Origin of the sequence: Streptomyces sp. NBC_00554 (assembly GCF_041431135.1) — a bacterium.
Classification (GTDB): Bacteria; Actinomycetota; Actinomycetes; order Streptomycetales; family Streptomycetaceae; genus Streptomyces.
Window position 1 is genome coordinate 8,784,122 of record NZ_CP107799.1, and the last position, 14,879, is coordinate 8,799,000.

The window sequence follows — 14,879 nt, forward strand, 5'->3', positions numbered from 1 at the left end:
CGTCAGGGCTTTGGAATGAAGGCGGGATCGATGCCCATCGCGGCAATGCCTTCGCGCACGGAACGGTCCAACTGCTCGATCTCTGCCACGAGACCGTCCCAGGGGATGGGTGAGGTCCAGAAGTTCGGCGTGAAGATCGAGCCGATCCGCCAGCCCTCACCAGAGTGCACGATGCGGATCAGTCCCGGATCCGCCTGCATCGAGTCGAGCTCGAAGTCCGCTCGGCCGGCATCCGGACACTGGAGCCAGAGCGAAAGGTGGTACGCCAGCTCGGCCACGGGAAACGCCTCTTCGGACCACACCACCCGTCCGTCTTCCCGGATGGACAGCTCTGCCTCGATGTCGAGGAGAAGGACCTCCAGGGGAGCCTCCTGCGGCGCGAGACCACGCCGCGACAGATCCGACAACCCGAAGTTTCGGCAAGCGAACCGCACTGACCGGCCTCCAGGAGATCTGAGGCCCTATAGCCAGGCCATCCAAATGCAGACAACCGTACCAAATCATGCCAGGTGCCCCATCCGGCACCCGAGTAACGGGACAAGCCTTGGACGAGGCGATTTCCGGCACATCCCAGGGAATCCAGCGGCGCTCTCGAAGTTGGCCTTCTTGAGCTGACGAACGGGGACCGAGGCCAGTCACCCTAGGGGGTCAGAGCATGTCTGCTGACGCTTCCGGGTACTCGAAGCCCCGAGCCATCCACGCCGCCGCCTCGGCGACTTCACGCTGGCGAGCGTCTTCGGGCATGAGCAGCGGTGCGGTGAGAGTCACTCCGATCTCACGCAGCTGCCGGTCGTTGCGGCGGGTGCCGAATGCCGAGAAATCAACATACGCGTCGACGGTGTCCCCCTGGTTCTGCTCCGCATAGCCCCGAAACTCCACGTGGGGTGGTGCGGTCCACGGTGTTTCGGCGACATCCTCATCCACCGTAGCCGGAACTAGCTCGGCCACGGTTGCCCATGACACGGTGAAGAAACGAACCAGGTCACCCACCGACAGGTGTGTCCCACGCTCGGCCAGTTTCAGATCGACGCACGCCACGATGGCGGACTGAGATCCGCGCGGTAGTGCCACGGTCAGCTCGGTGGTGAAGACCTGCTCATCATTGTGCATGTGAGTCTGATGAATGCTCAGCTGCCAGGGGTCATTGCGGTGAGGGCCCGGGGACCAGAACAGGTTGTTGTTTTCCGCGTCGAACTCTGCTCCGAGACTGGTGATGAAGCCGTTGAGCGGGGATCCCATCACGTCCATGGTCACGAAACGTCGGTTCTCCTCGCCGATTTCCCACGCGTCGGCCCCAGTCAGCGGCAGGGAGACCAGTGTGCGCAGCCTGAGCGCTGGAAGTTCGTCAGGCAGGTGCGGTTCCCAGTAGCGCGAGTACGGAGTGATGTTGAAACTGCAGGCGAGTCGGGGCTCCCAGGTCCATTCACTGTCAGGTCGTGTACGGACCAAGGTGCCGCGGCCCCAGGCCCCTTCGTCCAGCGGGACCCGAGCGCTGGCGGGGTCGATGATGCGTTCCTCCGCCGGAACGGTGACGTCGAGCCATGGGAGGCCGAGGGCTGTGAAGGCGTCCATACCAGTGGCGTAGCTGCCGGCGGTTCGGAGGGCCTCCCAAACATCTCCGGGCACCGCCACAAGGCCGGCGTGTTCCGGTTCGCACAGCACCCAGGTGGAGTCAGAGGCACCGCTTAGATGCTGGGCGAGGCCAGGGCCCTCGCGATAGACCTCGCCGATGGGCTCCCCGAGAACGTGTGCTCCGCCCAGGGCTTGATAGGCGAGGTTCCAGCGGGTTGCGAGGCCCGGAACACCGTGTCCGACTGCGAACTTCGCACTGTCCTCGGGTGGGATCGGGAAACGGCTGGGTACGGTGGTCTGGGTACCTTGGGTCGATTCCGATCCGGTCGCAGCGGCGAACCCCTGGACCAAGAGCTGTTGAATCTCGTGTGGTTCCATCCACCTGGTTCGATCCCCGACTCTGATCGGCACTGCGATCGTGGGAGGGCCTTTGCGGTATTTCTGCGGAATGACGACCGCATGGAGCAGCCTTCCCGGAGGCTGCTCGGGAACGTGGATGTAGAGGAGGCCGGTAGTGCTGTCGTGCTCCAGCCACTCGATTTCCACACCGAGTGGTGGTGGCAGGACGCGGGACTCGACGACTTCGTGGTGGCGTGCCAGGTGAACCAGATCCCTTGGGACGGGGCTGACTCGATCGAGAACTTCGCCCTCGTGCTCTTTGCGGGTCTGGATACCGACAACGAGCAGCCCTCCGGCCCTGTTTGCCATGCAGGCGACGTCCTTGGCCAGTTCCTCCGCCTTGATCGGATCATTGAGCTGGTAGATGCCTTCCTTCGCGTCGAGCCAGGAACACTCTCTCTGCCCTAGGAGAGCTCCAGGGTTCCCTGCTCGCAGCGCAGCCAGCGCCTCCGTCATGTCCTTGGAGCTCAATGGCTGATCTTCTTCCTGTTATTCGGCCGCAGCCTCAGCACCAGCGAAAGACGCGGACATGCGGTCGTTCCGACTCTTGGCGGGCACCGAGAGTAGTGGTCACAGGGCAGGGTCCGTCCTGTGGGGTGACGTGCGCGGCGACCGCAAGATCCACCCAACTGAAAGAGCGGTCCAGCGCCCCAGCGCGTTCGCCGTATGCAATGAGGCTTACGGAACGACTGAGTTCAATGTCAAGAACGCCTCGATTGGATGACAGGCGACAGCAGTTCGCCGGTGGCAGACAAGGAAGATCGCCCAAAGGACTGGCAGACGCTGCAACGGCATGTCAACCTGAACGACCTTCCGAAAAACCCCAGGTCAGAGAGGTGAGACTGTGGCATTGGATGCGACGCAACCCGGATTCGCCACCACGGTCGCGGCCCTGCGGCTTCGCTCCTGGAAGCTCGGTGCCGGCCATGCGATGGAGGTGATTGACCAGTTCTCGGAGGCCGATTTCACCCACATCGTCGACGACCGCGCCGACGTGCACGTCAGCTCGCGCGACGGCCGGTTCTACCTCGGCTACTTCCCGAACGGCCGGCCCGGCGGCGCGGACGAGGACTGGGTGACGGGTGAGGGCTGGGTGATCGCGGTCACCGGCACCGCGAAGGTCCCCGGCTACCGGATGGCCTTCGGCACGGACACGCCTGCGGAGATCGTCGCCGATGTCGTGGCACGGATCCTGTCAACCTCCCGGCCCCTGTGACGAGCGCGTCCCCTTGTCTGCATACGCGCCGCGTACCCTGCCCCTGCTCTCGCGGCCTCGTCCGCTACCGCTAGGAGAACGCCTTGGACCCGCACTCGCCAGAGATGACCGTCGGCGACATCCTCGACCTGCTGTCCACCTGCGACCGCGACACGCCCGTCCGTCTCGCCATCAACCCCTTCTTCCCCATGGCCCACCGCCTCGGCGGTGTGGAGAAGGCGCGGGACGAGCAGGGCCGGCCGATGGTCTACATCGCCGAGTCCCCGGAAGCCGAGCAGTTCGGCGCTCTGCCGCCCGCCGTGGCCGTCGCTCTGACCTGGCAGCCGCCGGCCGAGGGACCCGCGCGCCGTCGACGCGGCGCGACCGGGCCGAACGCCGGCCAGTGATCCAACCTCGAACTGACGGAGGCGCCCCTGCACCCGCACCACCCCATCGATCCCTCCCACCCCCGCTCCCCGGACCCGATGTACTGGGTCACCCCGCGCCACCTGGCCGGTGATGACGGCGTCCTTGCCGAGCGAATCGGTGACACTCTGACCGACCTCGGCTGGCGCATGTGGCCGACCTCCCGCAGCACCCTGCTCTATGTGAGCCCCGATGGCCTGCGTGGCGCCGAGTGGATCCTCGCCGCCTACCCGTTCGAGCTGGGCGGCTTCCCGGTGGCCTGGCAGCTGTCGGCCCGTCCACACCCTGCCTCGGCCCTGACCGAGTGGAACGCGTACTTCACCGTCGGCGTACCGCACGAGGCGCTCACCGACCTCCTGCTCGCGCTCGATGCCAGCGAGACCCCCGATGCCGGGCTCGAGAACGCCGAGTCGGTGCTCACCGCGCTCAGCGCCCGGGGCTGGCTGCGCGACATGGACCGCCCGCGTACGGCCGCCACCGACCCGGGCTTCTCCACGAACGTCTCGCTGGAGGTGCTGCCGCCGCTCATCCACGACGCCGACCCCCGCGATGACCTTCTGGGGTGGCAGGCGTGGGCGGAGCCCGTGCTCGGGGCGCCGTATCTGTGGTGTGCGAGCTTCAGCGCGAGCGCCCCGCACGAGCTGGTCGCGGCCTTCGCCTCCTCGCTCGCCGCGCCCGGCCCGGTACCGCGCCGCATACTCCCCGAGGGAGCGGAGGACCGTCTCACCGTCGTACGCCGCGGCTGACGGGCTGCTCAGAGCCCGCGGCCGAGGCGGGGGATCGACGGGGTGATGCCCCTCTTCCAGGCCCGGTGGTTCCACTCTCTTCACGGGAGCGGAACCACCGGGCCTTCGCCGTGCCTTCGGCATCAGCGAACCTGACGGCACCCTGGAACCAAGATCCAGGCCGTGCATAGGATCGCCGTCGTGGCAGGCAAAGTAATCGGCAAAGGACCCTTGCGCGGCTATCTCCTGGAGGAGGTGCTGGCCTGGCTGTTGCGCTCCAGCGGCTTCGAAGTCCTCGCGGCCGAAGACGACAAGGACGAAGAGCCGTGGAAGGTGCTGAAGGAGGACAAGAACGGTCTGCTGGTCCGTGGGCGTGGAGCATGGCACCAGGTCGACGCGCTCGGACAGTTCCGGTACGTCCCGCCGTTCTCCCTGCCGGTCCGCTTGTTCGTCGAGGCAAAGTACCTGACCACCACGTCAGTTGGTCTGCCCACCGTGCGCAACGGCCACGGTGTGATCCACGACGTGAACGAGGGCGAGACCACCACCCTCACCGCCCCAGGGACCGGCCGGCCGCGGACGCGATACCGCTATAGCTACGCGATCTTCTCTACGTCCGGCTTCAGCCCGGAGGCGCAGGATTACGCGCTGGCCCACCAGATATCCCTGATCGACCTCTCCGCACCGGACTTCGCTGTACTGCGGAGTCTCGTCAGGACCGCGGCCGACACGATTCACGCAGCGCTCGAAGCGACTCCGGCGGCCGAGCGGCCGAAGGTGCGCGAGATACGGGCGTACCTTCGCGGCCCGCTGCTGGATATGCCCAACTACGATGTGGAACTGCCCGATACGTTTCGCGCGCCGCTCGATTACCTGGCGCAGGCGCTGTACAGCCGATCTCAGCTGGGTCTGGTTCTGGCCTTTCCTGCGGCGCCGTTCGTCTTGGGACTGGCCTCGGATGATCTGTACGCCTTCGTGGAGTATGCGAGAGCGCACCCCACGCATGCAGTGCGCCTGCGTCGCATCAATCAGACAGCGTCACATCCCGTTTGGGAACTGCGCTCCGCGGAGCACCCAGAGGCATACGCGTTGCGGTTCGGGCTGCCGGAGCGGGTGGAAGCCTGGATCGTCGAACAGGACGAAGGAATGCCCTCGCGAACCCGGTACATCAAGCGCAGCATGCTGTCGACCATGACCCTGTACTGGATGCACGGGGAGCACGCGCAGACCTTCCAACTCCGCTACGAGCCGGGCGAACTCCGTCTCGACGGCTGATCTCCGCATACGACGAAACCCCGGTGTCCGGGCCTGTCGGACGGACAGGCCCGGACACCGGGGCAGGCTGAGGGAGCGGGTCAGCGTGCGGTACGCGCCTTGGCGAGCGCCTTGTCCAGGTGGGTGTCCACGAGGCCCGGCGAGCCGGAGACGATCACCAGGATGTTGCCGGCGCGGATCGCTGTCTGCTTGACGACGCTGCGCGCTCCGCCGGCGGAGTAGGTGAGCAGCTGGCTCCACTGCTCGTCGCCGAGGTCCGGCGCGGCCGTCTTCTCGGTGCCCATGTCGACGACGGTGCTGCCCGACGTCACCTGGTAGGAGGGGCAGGAGAGCATCGCGTCGAAGACCTTCCCGATGCCCTTGGACAGCTTCGCGGCGCTGTCGCTGTAGAGCTCCTCGCTCACCTCGGAGGTGCTGCTGCCGGTGTAGCTGAAGGACGCCTTCGCCTTGCGGGTGAAGTCGAGGCCGGAGCCGGTGGCCGCGTCGGTGCCGAGCTTCTCCAGCGCCGGGCAGCCGATGACGGTTACGTCGTCGTTCCGGCGAGCGGTCTCGGCCTTGCGGGTGTAGCCCTCGCCCAGGTCGCTCTCGTTCAGCAGGCGCCTATTCAGCTCGGCCGAGGACGGCGGCGCGGATGCCGAGGGGGTGCTGCCGCCCCGGTGCGCGGGTGAGGAGGCGGCGGCCGAGGTGTCGGCGGCCTCGGTGCGGTTGGCGCAGCCGGTCAAGGCGAGGACGGTGAAGGCGGCGCTGAGGCAGAGGGCGGTCGTGGTGGAGCGGCACATTGAACCCCTTGGTGATGCGAGACGAATGGTCTGACCGGGTCGGTCCTCCGGGCGCCGACGAACGCAGGGGTGGGGGAAGGGGTCTCGCGCTTTCAGTGGCCGAGGTGGCGCAGGCCGTCTTCGAGAGTGGGGTGGAAGTGGTCGACCGGACCGGAGTTGCGGTTGTACCAGGCGGTGTCCAGTCGGGTCTCCTCCGTTTCGTGGTCGGCCGGGCAGCGGAGCCACACCGAGTCGTCGCGCATGTTGAAGACGATCCAGTTCCGGTACGCACCGCAGTGGCACTCGTGGACCTCGCCGTCGATGACGAGCGGCAGGTCCCAGCGCATCATGAACCCCGAGACGTCCTGGCGGCATGGCGCCCGGAACTCCGGCGGCAGGAAGTCGGGCACCACCGTGGCGGTCGGCGCGGCCGGAGCCGGCGCAGCGACCGGGCCGGGCGAGTCCGGAAGCGGCCACTCGGCGTGCATCGCCAGCACCGCCTGGCCGGCACGCTGGGCTTCACGGAACTCTCGGTCCGCACGGTTGCGTCGGAACATGCCGTCTCCATCTCTGTCGTCTCGCCTGCATGAGGAGAGTGCCGCAAGTCCCTGACCTGCTGCAACTCTAAGAATATTGAATTCAGCGGGACTTGGCGGGAAGGCTGGTGTGCTGGGTCGGGCGCTGTGTAGCACCGCGGGCGGCGGTGGGCGCGGTGGCAGTGTGCTCGGGCATGGCGGAGGCGTCGGCGGGCAGATCGGCAATGCGTCGCAGCCTCCACACGAGCACGTCGCTTGTGGAGTCGGCGGTGTCCAACTCCCGTCCCTCGGCGGCCACGGCCAGGAGCGACGCTGGGTCGTGCCCGGCGCTCTCGACGTCGGCGAGGGTGGCGGCCAGTGCGTACCAGCCCGGCTCGGTGAGGATCTGCCCGGCCAGCTCCGGCACTGCCTGGCGCAGGTAGGCGGTCTGCTTGCGCTGCAGGGGCTGGGACAGGCGCCGACCGCGCTGGTGCATGACGCCCAGGGACATCGGCGCGGCGGCTTGGTAGGCGGCGCGCAGGTGCTCGGCGGCCTCGCGGGCAGCAGCGGCCTGCTGGGCGTGCTCCTTCTTCCCGTGCCAGTGGGCGGCGGAGGTGACGAGGAAGATCGCCATGTCGATCAACATGGCGGTGGTGGCGCCCTCCTCTCCGCGGCCGAGTGCCGGCCCTCCGTAGACGAGGTCGCGGGCGGCTTGTCGTAGGCCACGGTCGTGGCCTCGTTCGGCCTGGATGTGAGAGCGGGAGGCCCGTTCGAACGCCCAAGCGGCATCACGTAGTTCGCGGCGGGTGTGTGCGGCCGAGGTCTTGGCGAGCGCGTCGAGCATCTCGCCGCCCGCGGCGATCAGGGCGGCGATCTGCCCATCGTCGCCCTGGTCGATGATGAGTACGGCCTGCCAGGACGCCGACGTCGCCTGGCGTCGCGCGGTCGACGGGCTGACACGCGCCGAGCCGGAGGAGCGGTCGGTGGCGGTGTCGGGGCCGTGGCCGACGGCGTTACCTGACCACCGTTCGCGGATGCGGGGCAAGGAGAGGTCAGGGGCGAGTTTCGAGCCGGGAAAGAACACGGGCTCGCCGTCCTTGTTGAGGTCCTCGGGGAGGGCGACCTTGTAGCCGAGGAGGTCGCCGGAGGGCGCGACGCGCTTGTGGACCAGAACGCCGGTGGCGGCCAGGCGGTCGAAGAACTCCCCTTCGCTTTCGACGCCGGCGACGGCGCGGCGCACGGTCTCGCGCAGTTCCTCGCGAGCGGGCCGCTCTCGGCCTTGGCGTTCGGCCTTGTGGCGTTCGGCGCTGGTGGGCCTCCTGGCGGCGGTGCCATCCCCCGGATTGACCCGCTGCAAGTCGTATTCGGCCTCGATGAGACGGGCCTCGGCCTGGGCGCGTTTGCCGGAGCGGTGGTGGTTGGGACGGCGGCCGTCCTCGCGCACGAGGGTAGCGATGATGTGGATGTGGTCATCGGCATGGCGGACGGCCGCCCAGCGGCAGCCAGCTCCGTCGTCGGGATCGATACCGGTCGCGGCCACCATGCGGTGGGCGATCTGCCTCCATTCCTCGTCGGTCAGGATGCGGTCCTCGGCGGCGTTTCGTACCGACAGATGCCACACGTGCTTCTCGGGGCGCTGGTCTGGTTCGAGGAGTTGCAAGGGCTGGTCGAGGAGTTGCTGGAGGTCCCTCTTTGTCGCGCCCGGGTCACGGCCGGGGTCGGGGGCCATGCCGTCGAAGGAGGCGACCAGGTGGGGGTCGATGTGCTCCTCGCGGGTGCCCTTGCCGTAGAGATAGTTGAGCAGGCCGAGGGTCTTGCTGCCCTGCTTGTGGACCTGGGGGATCAAGCCGCCCCGCCCTCTTGCCGGTTGGCGACCCGGTCAGCCGCATCCTTCACCGACTTGGCCACGCGCTGAATGTCGGCGATGACGGCCGTCAGGTGAGGTACCTCGCCACCGGAGTTGAGGGCCTTGGCGACCTGGTTGAGGTTGCTGCCAGCCCAGCCGAGCTGGCGGCGCATGGCGAACAGCTCAGTGAGCACATCGCGTTCGGTGGCAATGGCCACGGCGGTGCGCGACTGATCGCGGGCCATAGCCAGGCCGGCGTAAGCGAGGAAGCCCGCCGTGCTCATGCCGACGGCGTCTGCGCCCGCCTGGATGAGAGCGTGCTCAGGTTCGTTGAGGCGGACACTGTGGGCGCGACGCTGGGTCTTGTCACGCGGGCGCGACTTCCCCTTGGACCGCCCCGTACGGGTGGGCCTTGGCTGCGATCCGCCCTCGGTCGCAGCCTTCCCGTCCGGCGCCCCCTGGCGCTGGTCGGGCCCCGCCACCCCTGGGGCGGGGTCTGGTTCGGACACTCCCCCCGCGGGGGAGTGTCCGAACCTCCATCTTGCTCGCGCCGAGGCCGAGTTGGCTTCCGGCTCACCGTGCGCGGGAGTGGGGTCTGTCGTCGGGTTCGTCATCGGGCGTGGTTCCTCCTGGTGCGGATGTCGTGCTGGATTTCGGCGGCCAGGTCGACCACGGCGGTCGGGTCGTCCAGGAGTTGGACGGGGGATTCGGCGCGGTGCTGGAAGAGCCACTGGCCGGTGGGGGCCAGCACGGCTGCGTGCAGGAGCTGGTGGCGTACGAGCACCTCCGCCCAGGAGGCGGCCTCGGCGGTGGACGGTGTGTGCGTACGCGGGTGACGGCCAGGAATGGCGATCCCTCCAGTGCGGGGGCGGTGGCCCGGCCGGGGCCGGGCCACCTGGAGGGCAGGCGGAAGCAGGCGCTTGACCTGCTTGTTTGCGGGCGTCAGCCGCACTCGGGGCAGCGATCGAGGTGCCGGTTCAAGGCCCGCGCCATGTTCCGTTTCACCGAGACGGCGTTCTTCGCGCTGGTCTTCGCCGGCGCGGATCCCTGGTGACGCTCGGCGTGACCGCGCAGGAAGCGGATGTCCCGCTCGAAGCCGGTCTTGATGTGCGCGAAGCGCTGGCAGGTCTTCACCGGGCGGTACTCCTCGTCGTGGTGGTGCCCGCCTCGACGCGGAGCCGCTGCAGAACCGGTGTCAGGCGCTCGTTACGGCCGCCCTGGAGCTTCTGGGCGCGGAGAATTCCCCGGAGCTGAACCCGGGTGAGGGACTCGTTTCCGTCGCGCTCCAGCACCGCGGGCACGTGGGGACGGACCCGCTCGACCATCTCCTCGACGGTCAGCTGCGGCTGCTTCCGGGACCGCTTGGACTGACCACCCCGCGGCTGGTTCCGGGGCGACTTAGCCTTCGGCTTCCGCCGTACGGGGACGGTGTGGGGACGGTCCCCGTCGGGCTCGGTCCCCGTTTCGGTGTCGGGGTGTTCGCGGTCCCCGTCGTTGTTGGGGGCGGTGTGGGGACGGTCCCCGCCCGGTTCGGTATCCGGGTGCTCCCGACCCTCGTCGCCGCCGGGGATGGCAGCCGGGGACGGGCCTATGCCCCCCTGAGCTGCGGCTTCGTGCACACTCGCGGCTTTGCCGCTCGGACCGTCGTCAGCGTCTTCGGTCCCGGGAGGCGCGGTGTCCTGGTCCCCGATCGCTGCTGCTTCGCCCGCGCTCAGCGGGCTCGAGCCGGGCTCATTGGCTCGGTCCCCGTTGCCGACGGCGTCCGGGTGGGGACGGTCCCCCTCGGGCTCGTGTCCCGTCCCCGGTTCCGTACGCTCCCCGTCCGGCCGGTCCCCGATCGGTGCGGTGCTTCGGGGACCGTCGTCGGAGACCGCGCTCAGCCACGGACTCGCCTGCCTCTCGTTCGCCGGCCGCGTCACGACGGACGCAGCGAGCGGGAACCGGTCCCCGCGATCGGCGTCCTGGTCGCGCGCGGGCTGAATCCAGGGCGACGGCAGGGCCACGGTGGCGAGCGCCGTGGCGTGCCGGCGGGCGGCCAGTTGCTCCAGGAGCGCACGGCGCTGCTGCGGGTCGGTGCCGACACCGGATCGCGCGAGAGACGACTGGAGCCGACGCGTGATTTTGCTACCGCGGCCGTTCTCACGCTCCTTCTCGGGTATCCCGGCCAGCAGGGAGGCAAGTGCCACGGCCCGTCGAGTCGCGCGGTCTTTGGTGATTTGCGCGGCATCGCGGTTGCGGGTGGCGACGCCCAGGCGCGAGAGGAGACGCTCACGCACTTCACGTCCGAGCGTGGCCAGGAGCCCCTGGGAGGCGGCGTCCGGCTTGTGCAGCCGCAGCTCGATGCCCATGGCTAGGTGCCAGAGCACGGCCGCCATGACTGGGCCGACGAAGGCCCGCACGGTCCCGCCCACCGTGCCGGACTCGGCGTACGCCGGGATGACCTGCACCCCGGTGATCACCCAGACCAGGCCGCCCGGCAGGCCGGGGGCTCCCTGGGTCTTCAGGTTCTGCCGGGCCATCAGCGCGGTCGCGAACAGCGCCAGCTCGGCCGCGCTGAACATCATGCCCCGCTCCACCGTGCCGGCCATGTCGAGGTAGTCGGCGGCGAACCGCCAGCTGGTATCGGCGCTGTAGGCGGTGCAGTTGAGGGCGGCGACGGCCGCGACCCAGACTGCGGGGGTGCCAGCGCGCGGGCCGCCCGCCCAGGCCCGGTTACGCCGGACCGACCATCCGGCCAGCAACATGGCGAGCACAGCGACGCCGGCGACGGCTGCGACGAGGTGGACGCGCTCGATGCCGGAGGGGAGGGACATGGCGATGGGGTGAGTCATGCGGCCTTTCGAAGTGCGGCGATCAGGGCGTGGGTCTGCACCTGGCGGGGCACCTGCACCGGCGAGGCAGCCTCCTCGGCGTCGTCGGGCCCGACGTACTCGTCGTCGGCTGGCTCGCCCGGGTCGGCTTGCCCCCAGTAGCGGTCGCGGTCGGCCACGGCGTGTGCGGCGTTGCGCATCAGGTCGCGCGCCCAGTCGAGATCGAGCCGCAGCGCGTAGGCGAGGCGCTCGGGGCTCCAGCCGCGGACGTAGGCGTGGCGGGTGACGGCTTCGCGCTCGGTGTCGCTGAGGTGGACGTCGCGGCCCTCGAAGGCGGCCTTGACGCGGCTGTAGTCCAACCGTTTGTTGACCCGGGCGTGCCAGGGGCGGCGCTCGTCCTCGGTGAGCCCGCCCCACATGCCGTGCCTGATTTCGTTGTCGAGGGCGTAGTCGAAGCACGCCTTCTTCACCGGGCAGCTGCCGCAGATCGCCTTGGCCGCGTCGATGGCCGCGCGGTCGCGGGCCGCGTGGAAGAACAGCTCGTCGATCTCCTTGGCCGGCATGCCGTGGCACCGGCCCCGCTCCTGCCAGCTGTGGTCGGCGATCCCCCGGATCGTCGGGGCGGGGGAGTCGTTGGTGGTGATGTGGCGCAAGGCAGTCTCCGGAAGTCGCCTCGGTCGGTGCGGGCCGCGCGGCACCGGTGGCGGTGCGGCGGGGCGCTTCGAGGTGGGCTCGGGGTACGGCGCCGGGCCGTACCGCAGGCGGAACGTTTCTGTGGAGAAGCGGGCTGCGGTCAGGCGGCGGACGCCTGGGCCTGCGCAGCCAGGGCGCGGTCGATGCGGCCGGGGTGGGCCGTGGCGCGTGGTGCGTTGCCCCGGGCACTTCCGTCGAGGGTGATGCGACGGCGGCGGCAGGGCTCGCCCGTCTCGGCGTGACACCAGTCGCACGGCACGCCGAGGGCGTCGGGACCTCCGGCGGCGATGGCGGCTTCGCGGGCGGCGCGGGCCGGGCGGTAGGGGGCCAACTCGGCGCGTACGGCGGGCGGGATGTAGGAGCCGACGGCGGCCAGCTGGTCCTTGAGACCCGGCCGGTGCCGCCCCGCCGTTATCCCGCGGTGCGCCGAGGGGGCGGCCTGCCCGGCGGCCACGGCATCGCGCGCCGCCAGCAGCTCCGCCCTCCAGGCTTGCGGATGGTCCGGATCGGCCATCGGGGTCGGGTCGGTGTGCCGAGCCAGACGATCGCGGCGGTGCGCGTGCCATTCGCGGGCCACGTCGGCCGGCAGGATCGGGTACGGCGACATCACGATGCGCTTGCGGACGATCTCGCGCACGTCCCAGCCCTGGCCGGTCGTCATGGGGACGTCGCCGAGCAGCTCGTGCCAGGTGTCGAGCTGGTTGTCGGCCTCGCCCGGGTCGGTGCGGATGAGACGGGGATCCAAGCGGCCGGCGTAGGTGAGTACGGCAGCAACTTCGCGGTGGTCCAAGGTAGTTACTCCGTTCCAGTTCGCTTGTCGACGGCGGCGAGCAGAGCGGCCATGTGCGCTTCGGCGCGGGTCATGCCGGCCTGTGGCGCGGGGGTGCCGCCGGGCAGGGCGTAGAGGTTCGGCCGCTGGGGTGTGGGGCTGTGCTCGCGGGCGATCCAGCTCCGCCAGTCGGCAGCCCAGGTCGAGGCGGGACGAGGACCCCACGTAGCGCGGTGATGGCGCCACTTCGCGTCGGCGGCCTGGAGGCCGTGCTCGCCGAGGCGGGCGAGGTGCCCCTGCTGCTGGGCCCAGGACAGGCTGGCGTCGTCGATCTGCCAGCCCGCGACGGACGTGAGGTCGGCAGCATTTCTGCTGCTGTACCTACGGTTCACCTTCGGTTCACTACGGTTCTGGGGGTCAGGATCGGACCCGGGCAGGGGTCGGGATCTGACCCGGGGAGGGGTCGCATTCTGACGAGGGGGGTCGGCATCTGACCCGGTCAGGTTCTGGCGACGGGGGTCGGATTCCGACCCGGTCCTGGGCCAGATGCCGTGCTTGCGCAGCCGCTCGATGTCCAGGTCGGGCACCGGATCGGACTCGGCCAGGGGCTCGACGTACGCCTCCGGACCGTCCCCCCGGGCCGCCGCGACCTTGGCCAGCCACGCGGCGGCGCGCGGCAGCCGGTAGACCGTGCTGTGCTGCGGGCCGTCGAGGTCGTCGAGCACCTCCAGCTCGCCGCTGTCGGCCAGCGCGGCCAAGGCGCCGCGTACGGCGTTGCGGCTGGCGTTCGTACGCTTCATCAGCGAGGTGAGGGATGCCCAGGCGACGCACTGCTCGTCGGGGACCCGGTCGGCGATCGACAGCAGGACCAGGCGCGCGTTTCCGCGGCTGGCGCTGGACTCCCACGCCCATTCGCGAGTGTCCCGGCTCATTGGGTCACCGCCCAAACGGGGCGGACGCCGGGGGCCGGCTCCGACGCGAGGGGGCCGAGCAACCGGTGCGCGGTCAGGGAGCCAGGCGGCGAAGCGAGGACGGCTGCCGCGCGAGCCGGGGACATCGGCCTTTGGCGCAGGGCAGGCGGCATGTAAGACTCTCCTCCGTAGTGAAACCCGCGCCGGTGCGCCTTGTAGGAAAGGACCGGTGCGGTGAAGGTGGGTAAATCTCCGCCCTTGCCGGGGCAGGAGTGCCATTTGGCGTTCGGCGTCCGGGAGCTACCGCTCCTGGGGCGCCGTCGCTGTTTTCCGGGCTATCTCACGCGGCTGGATCGCGCGTTCCGCATATGGCTCCTAGCGTCGTCTGTCGCCGGGCGGGGTGCCCTGCGGGGACGACGAACATATGCAGGCCCTGCGGGAAGATCCAGACCTTGCTAAAGGACTCTCTACAATTCGCAGCGGAGAGCGGCGGCACCTGTGCCTACGGGTGGAGGCAGCGGGTCGCGACACCGGCAGCAGGCTGATCGTCTGGATGTATTCGGAGATTACTTTCGCTGTGCCCCGCAAGGAGTGTTCTGACCGAGGATCTGTTGTGCCGACTGTGGACGGGCATGGCGGCGAGCGTGCCGGACGAGGGTCTGAGCGCGCTTGCCAAAGCGCAGACACCACGCCGCTCATCTGGTTCCGGGACGCCGGCGTCCAGCGGATCCTTGCGGGAAACCTGCTGCTGAAGAGTCAGATTGCCGCCATGGCCGCGCGGTGACGAGAAGGAGCGGCTGTCGGGCGAGCTGAACGGCCGGGGGATGGGCATCTGCGCCATCACCTCGTGGCACTGTCGGCGCACCGAACGCCGGCTGATGACCGCCCAGTCCCGGCCTTGCAGGGAGGCGGGTGCGGCGGGACTCCGCCCGCTGAAGAGCTTTGAGCGCCACATCGTGCGTCCTGATCTGCTCGCGCCGGAGGG

Annotated in this window: 16 protein-coding genes; 4 read left to right on the forward strand and 12 right to left on the reverse strand. The window is 69.4% G+C overall.

Annotated features, from left to right (window positions below):
* Nucleotides 1-2: 2 nt before the first annotated feature.
* Entirely contained in the window at nucleotides 3-434 is a 432-nt protein-coding gene (locus OG266_RS38825) for a hypothetical protein (RefSeq protein WP_371551515.1), read from the reverse strand.
* A 214-nt stretch (nucleotides 435-648) separates the two neighbouring features.
* Entirely contained in the window at nucleotides 649-2,442 is a 1,794-nt protein-coding gene (locus tag OG266_RS38830) for a helix-turn-helix domain-containing protein (protein WP_371551517.1), read from the reverse strand.
* 373 nt (nucleotides 2,443-2,815) lie between these two features.
* On the opposite strand from OG266_RS38830, the gene OG266_RS38835 reads away from it, so the two are divergent.
* The 4 genes from OG266_RS38835 to OG266_RS38850 all read left to right on the forward strand — a co-directional run bounded on the left by OG266_RS38835 (nucleotide 2,816) and on the right by OG266_RS38850 (nucleotide 5,592).
* The gene (locus tag OG266_RS38835; protein WP_371551519.1) at nucleotides 2,816-3,187 is read left to right on the forward strand and encodes a DUF317 domain-containing protein; all 372 of its coding nucleotides are present in this window, start codon (nucleotides 2,816-2,818) and stop codon (nucleotides 3,185-3,187) included.
* Nucleotides 3,188-3,291: 104 nt separating this feature from the next.
* On the forward strand, nucleotides 3,292-3,573 hold the full coding sequence (locus OG266_RS38840) for a hypothetical protein (RefSeq protein ID WP_371553117.1): 282 nt from the start codon (nucleotides 3,292-3,294) through the stop codon (nucleotides 3,571-3,573).
* Nucleotides 3,574-3,651: 78 nt separating this feature from the next.
* Complete coding sequence (locus tag OG266_RS38845) at nucleotides 3,652-4,338, forward strand: DUF317 domain-containing protein (RefSeq protein WP_371551520.1); 687 nt, start codon at nucleotides 3,652-3,654, stop codon at nucleotides 4,336-4,338.
* A 180-nt stretch (nucleotides 4,339-4,518) separates the two neighbouring features.
* Nucleotides 4,519-5,592, forward strand: coding sequence for a hypothetical protein (locus OG266_RS38850; protein WP_371551522.1), 1,074 nt, complete (start codon nucleotides 4,519-4,521; stop codon nucleotides 5,590-5,592).
* 80 nt (nucleotides 5,593-5,672) lie between these two features.
* Here OG266_RS38850 and OG266_RS38855 read toward each other — a convergent pair whose 3' ends face one another.
* The 10 genes from OG266_RS38855 to OG266_RS38900 all read right to left on the reverse strand — a co-directional run bounded on the left by OG266_RS38855 (nucleotide 5,673) and on the right by OG266_RS38900 (nucleotide 13,915).
* Entirely contained in the window at nucleotides 5,673-6,371 is a 699-nt protein-coding gene (locus OG266_RS38855) for a hypothetical protein (RefSeq protein WP_371551524.1), read from the reverse strand.
* Between the two features lie 92 nt (nucleotides 6,372-6,463).
* On the reverse strand, nucleotides 6,464-6,907 hold the full coding sequence (locus OG266_RS38860) for a hypothetical protein (protein WP_371551526.1): 444 nt from the start codon (nucleotides 6,905-6,907) through the stop codon (nucleotides 6,464-6,466).
* An 82-nt stretch (nucleotides 6,908-6,989) separates the two neighbouring features.
* Nucleotides 6,990-8,711: a relaxase/mobilization nuclease domain-containing protein gene (locus OG266_RS38865; protein ID WP_371551528.1), complete on the reverse strand. Its 1,722-nt coding sequence runs from the start codon at nucleotides 8,709-8,711 to the stop codon at nucleotides 6,990-6,992.
* The gene (locus OG266_RS38870) at nucleotides 8,708-8,995 is read right to left on the reverse strand and encodes a mobilization protein (RefSeq protein WP_371551529.1); all 288 of its coding nucleotides are present in this window, start codon (nucleotides 8,993-8,995) and stop codon (nucleotides 8,708-8,710) included. Before OG266_RS38870 ends, OG266_RS38865 begins: the two co-directional genes overlap by 4 nt.
* A gap of 326 nt (nucleotides 8,996-9,321) precedes the next feature.
* The gene (locus tag OG266_RS38875) at nucleotides 9,322-9,663 is read right to left on the reverse strand and encodes a hypothetical protein (RefSeq protein WP_371551531.1); all 342 of its coding nucleotides are present in this window, start codon (nucleotides 9,661-9,663) and stop codon (nucleotides 9,322-9,324) included.
* Complete coding sequence (locus OG266_RS38880) at nucleotides 9,654-9,845, reverse strand: hypothetical protein (RefSeq protein WP_371551533.1); 192 nt, start codon at nucleotides 9,843-9,845, stop codon at nucleotides 9,654-9,656. The genes OG266_RS38875 and OG266_RS38880 overlap by 10 nt, the downstream gene beginning before the upstream one ends.
* Nucleotides 9,842-11,542, reverse strand: a complete 1,701-nt coding sequence (locus OG266_RS38885; protein WP_371551535.1) for a hypothetical protein — start codon at nucleotides 11,540-11,542, stop codon at nucleotides 9,842-9,844. The genes OG266_RS38880 and OG266_RS38885 overlap by 4 nt, the downstream gene beginning before the upstream one ends.
* On the reverse strand, nucleotides 11,539-12,174 hold the full coding sequence (locus OG266_RS38890; RefSeq protein ID WP_371551537.1) for a WhiB family transcriptional regulator: 636 nt from the start codon (nucleotides 12,172-12,174) through the stop codon (nucleotides 11,539-11,541). The genes OG266_RS38885 and OG266_RS38890 overlap by 4 nt, the downstream gene beginning before the upstream one ends.
* A gap of 140 nt (nucleotides 12,175-12,314) precedes the next feature.
* Nucleotides 12,315-13,004 carry a hypothetical protein gene (locus tag OG266_RS38895; RefSeq protein WP_371551539.1) on the reverse strand — a complete coding sequence of 230 codons (690 nt, stop codon included), beginning with the start codon at nucleotides 13,002-13,004 and terminating at the stop codon, nucleotides 12,315-12,317.
* A gap of 5 nt (nucleotides 13,005-13,009) precedes the next feature.
* Complete coding sequence (locus OG266_RS38900) at nucleotides 13,010-13,915, reverse strand: helix-turn-helix domain-containing protein (protein WP_371551540.1); 906 nt, start codon at nucleotides 13,913-13,915, stop codon at nucleotides 13,010-13,012.
* Between the last annotated feature and the right edge of the window lie 964 nt (nucleotides 13,916-14,879).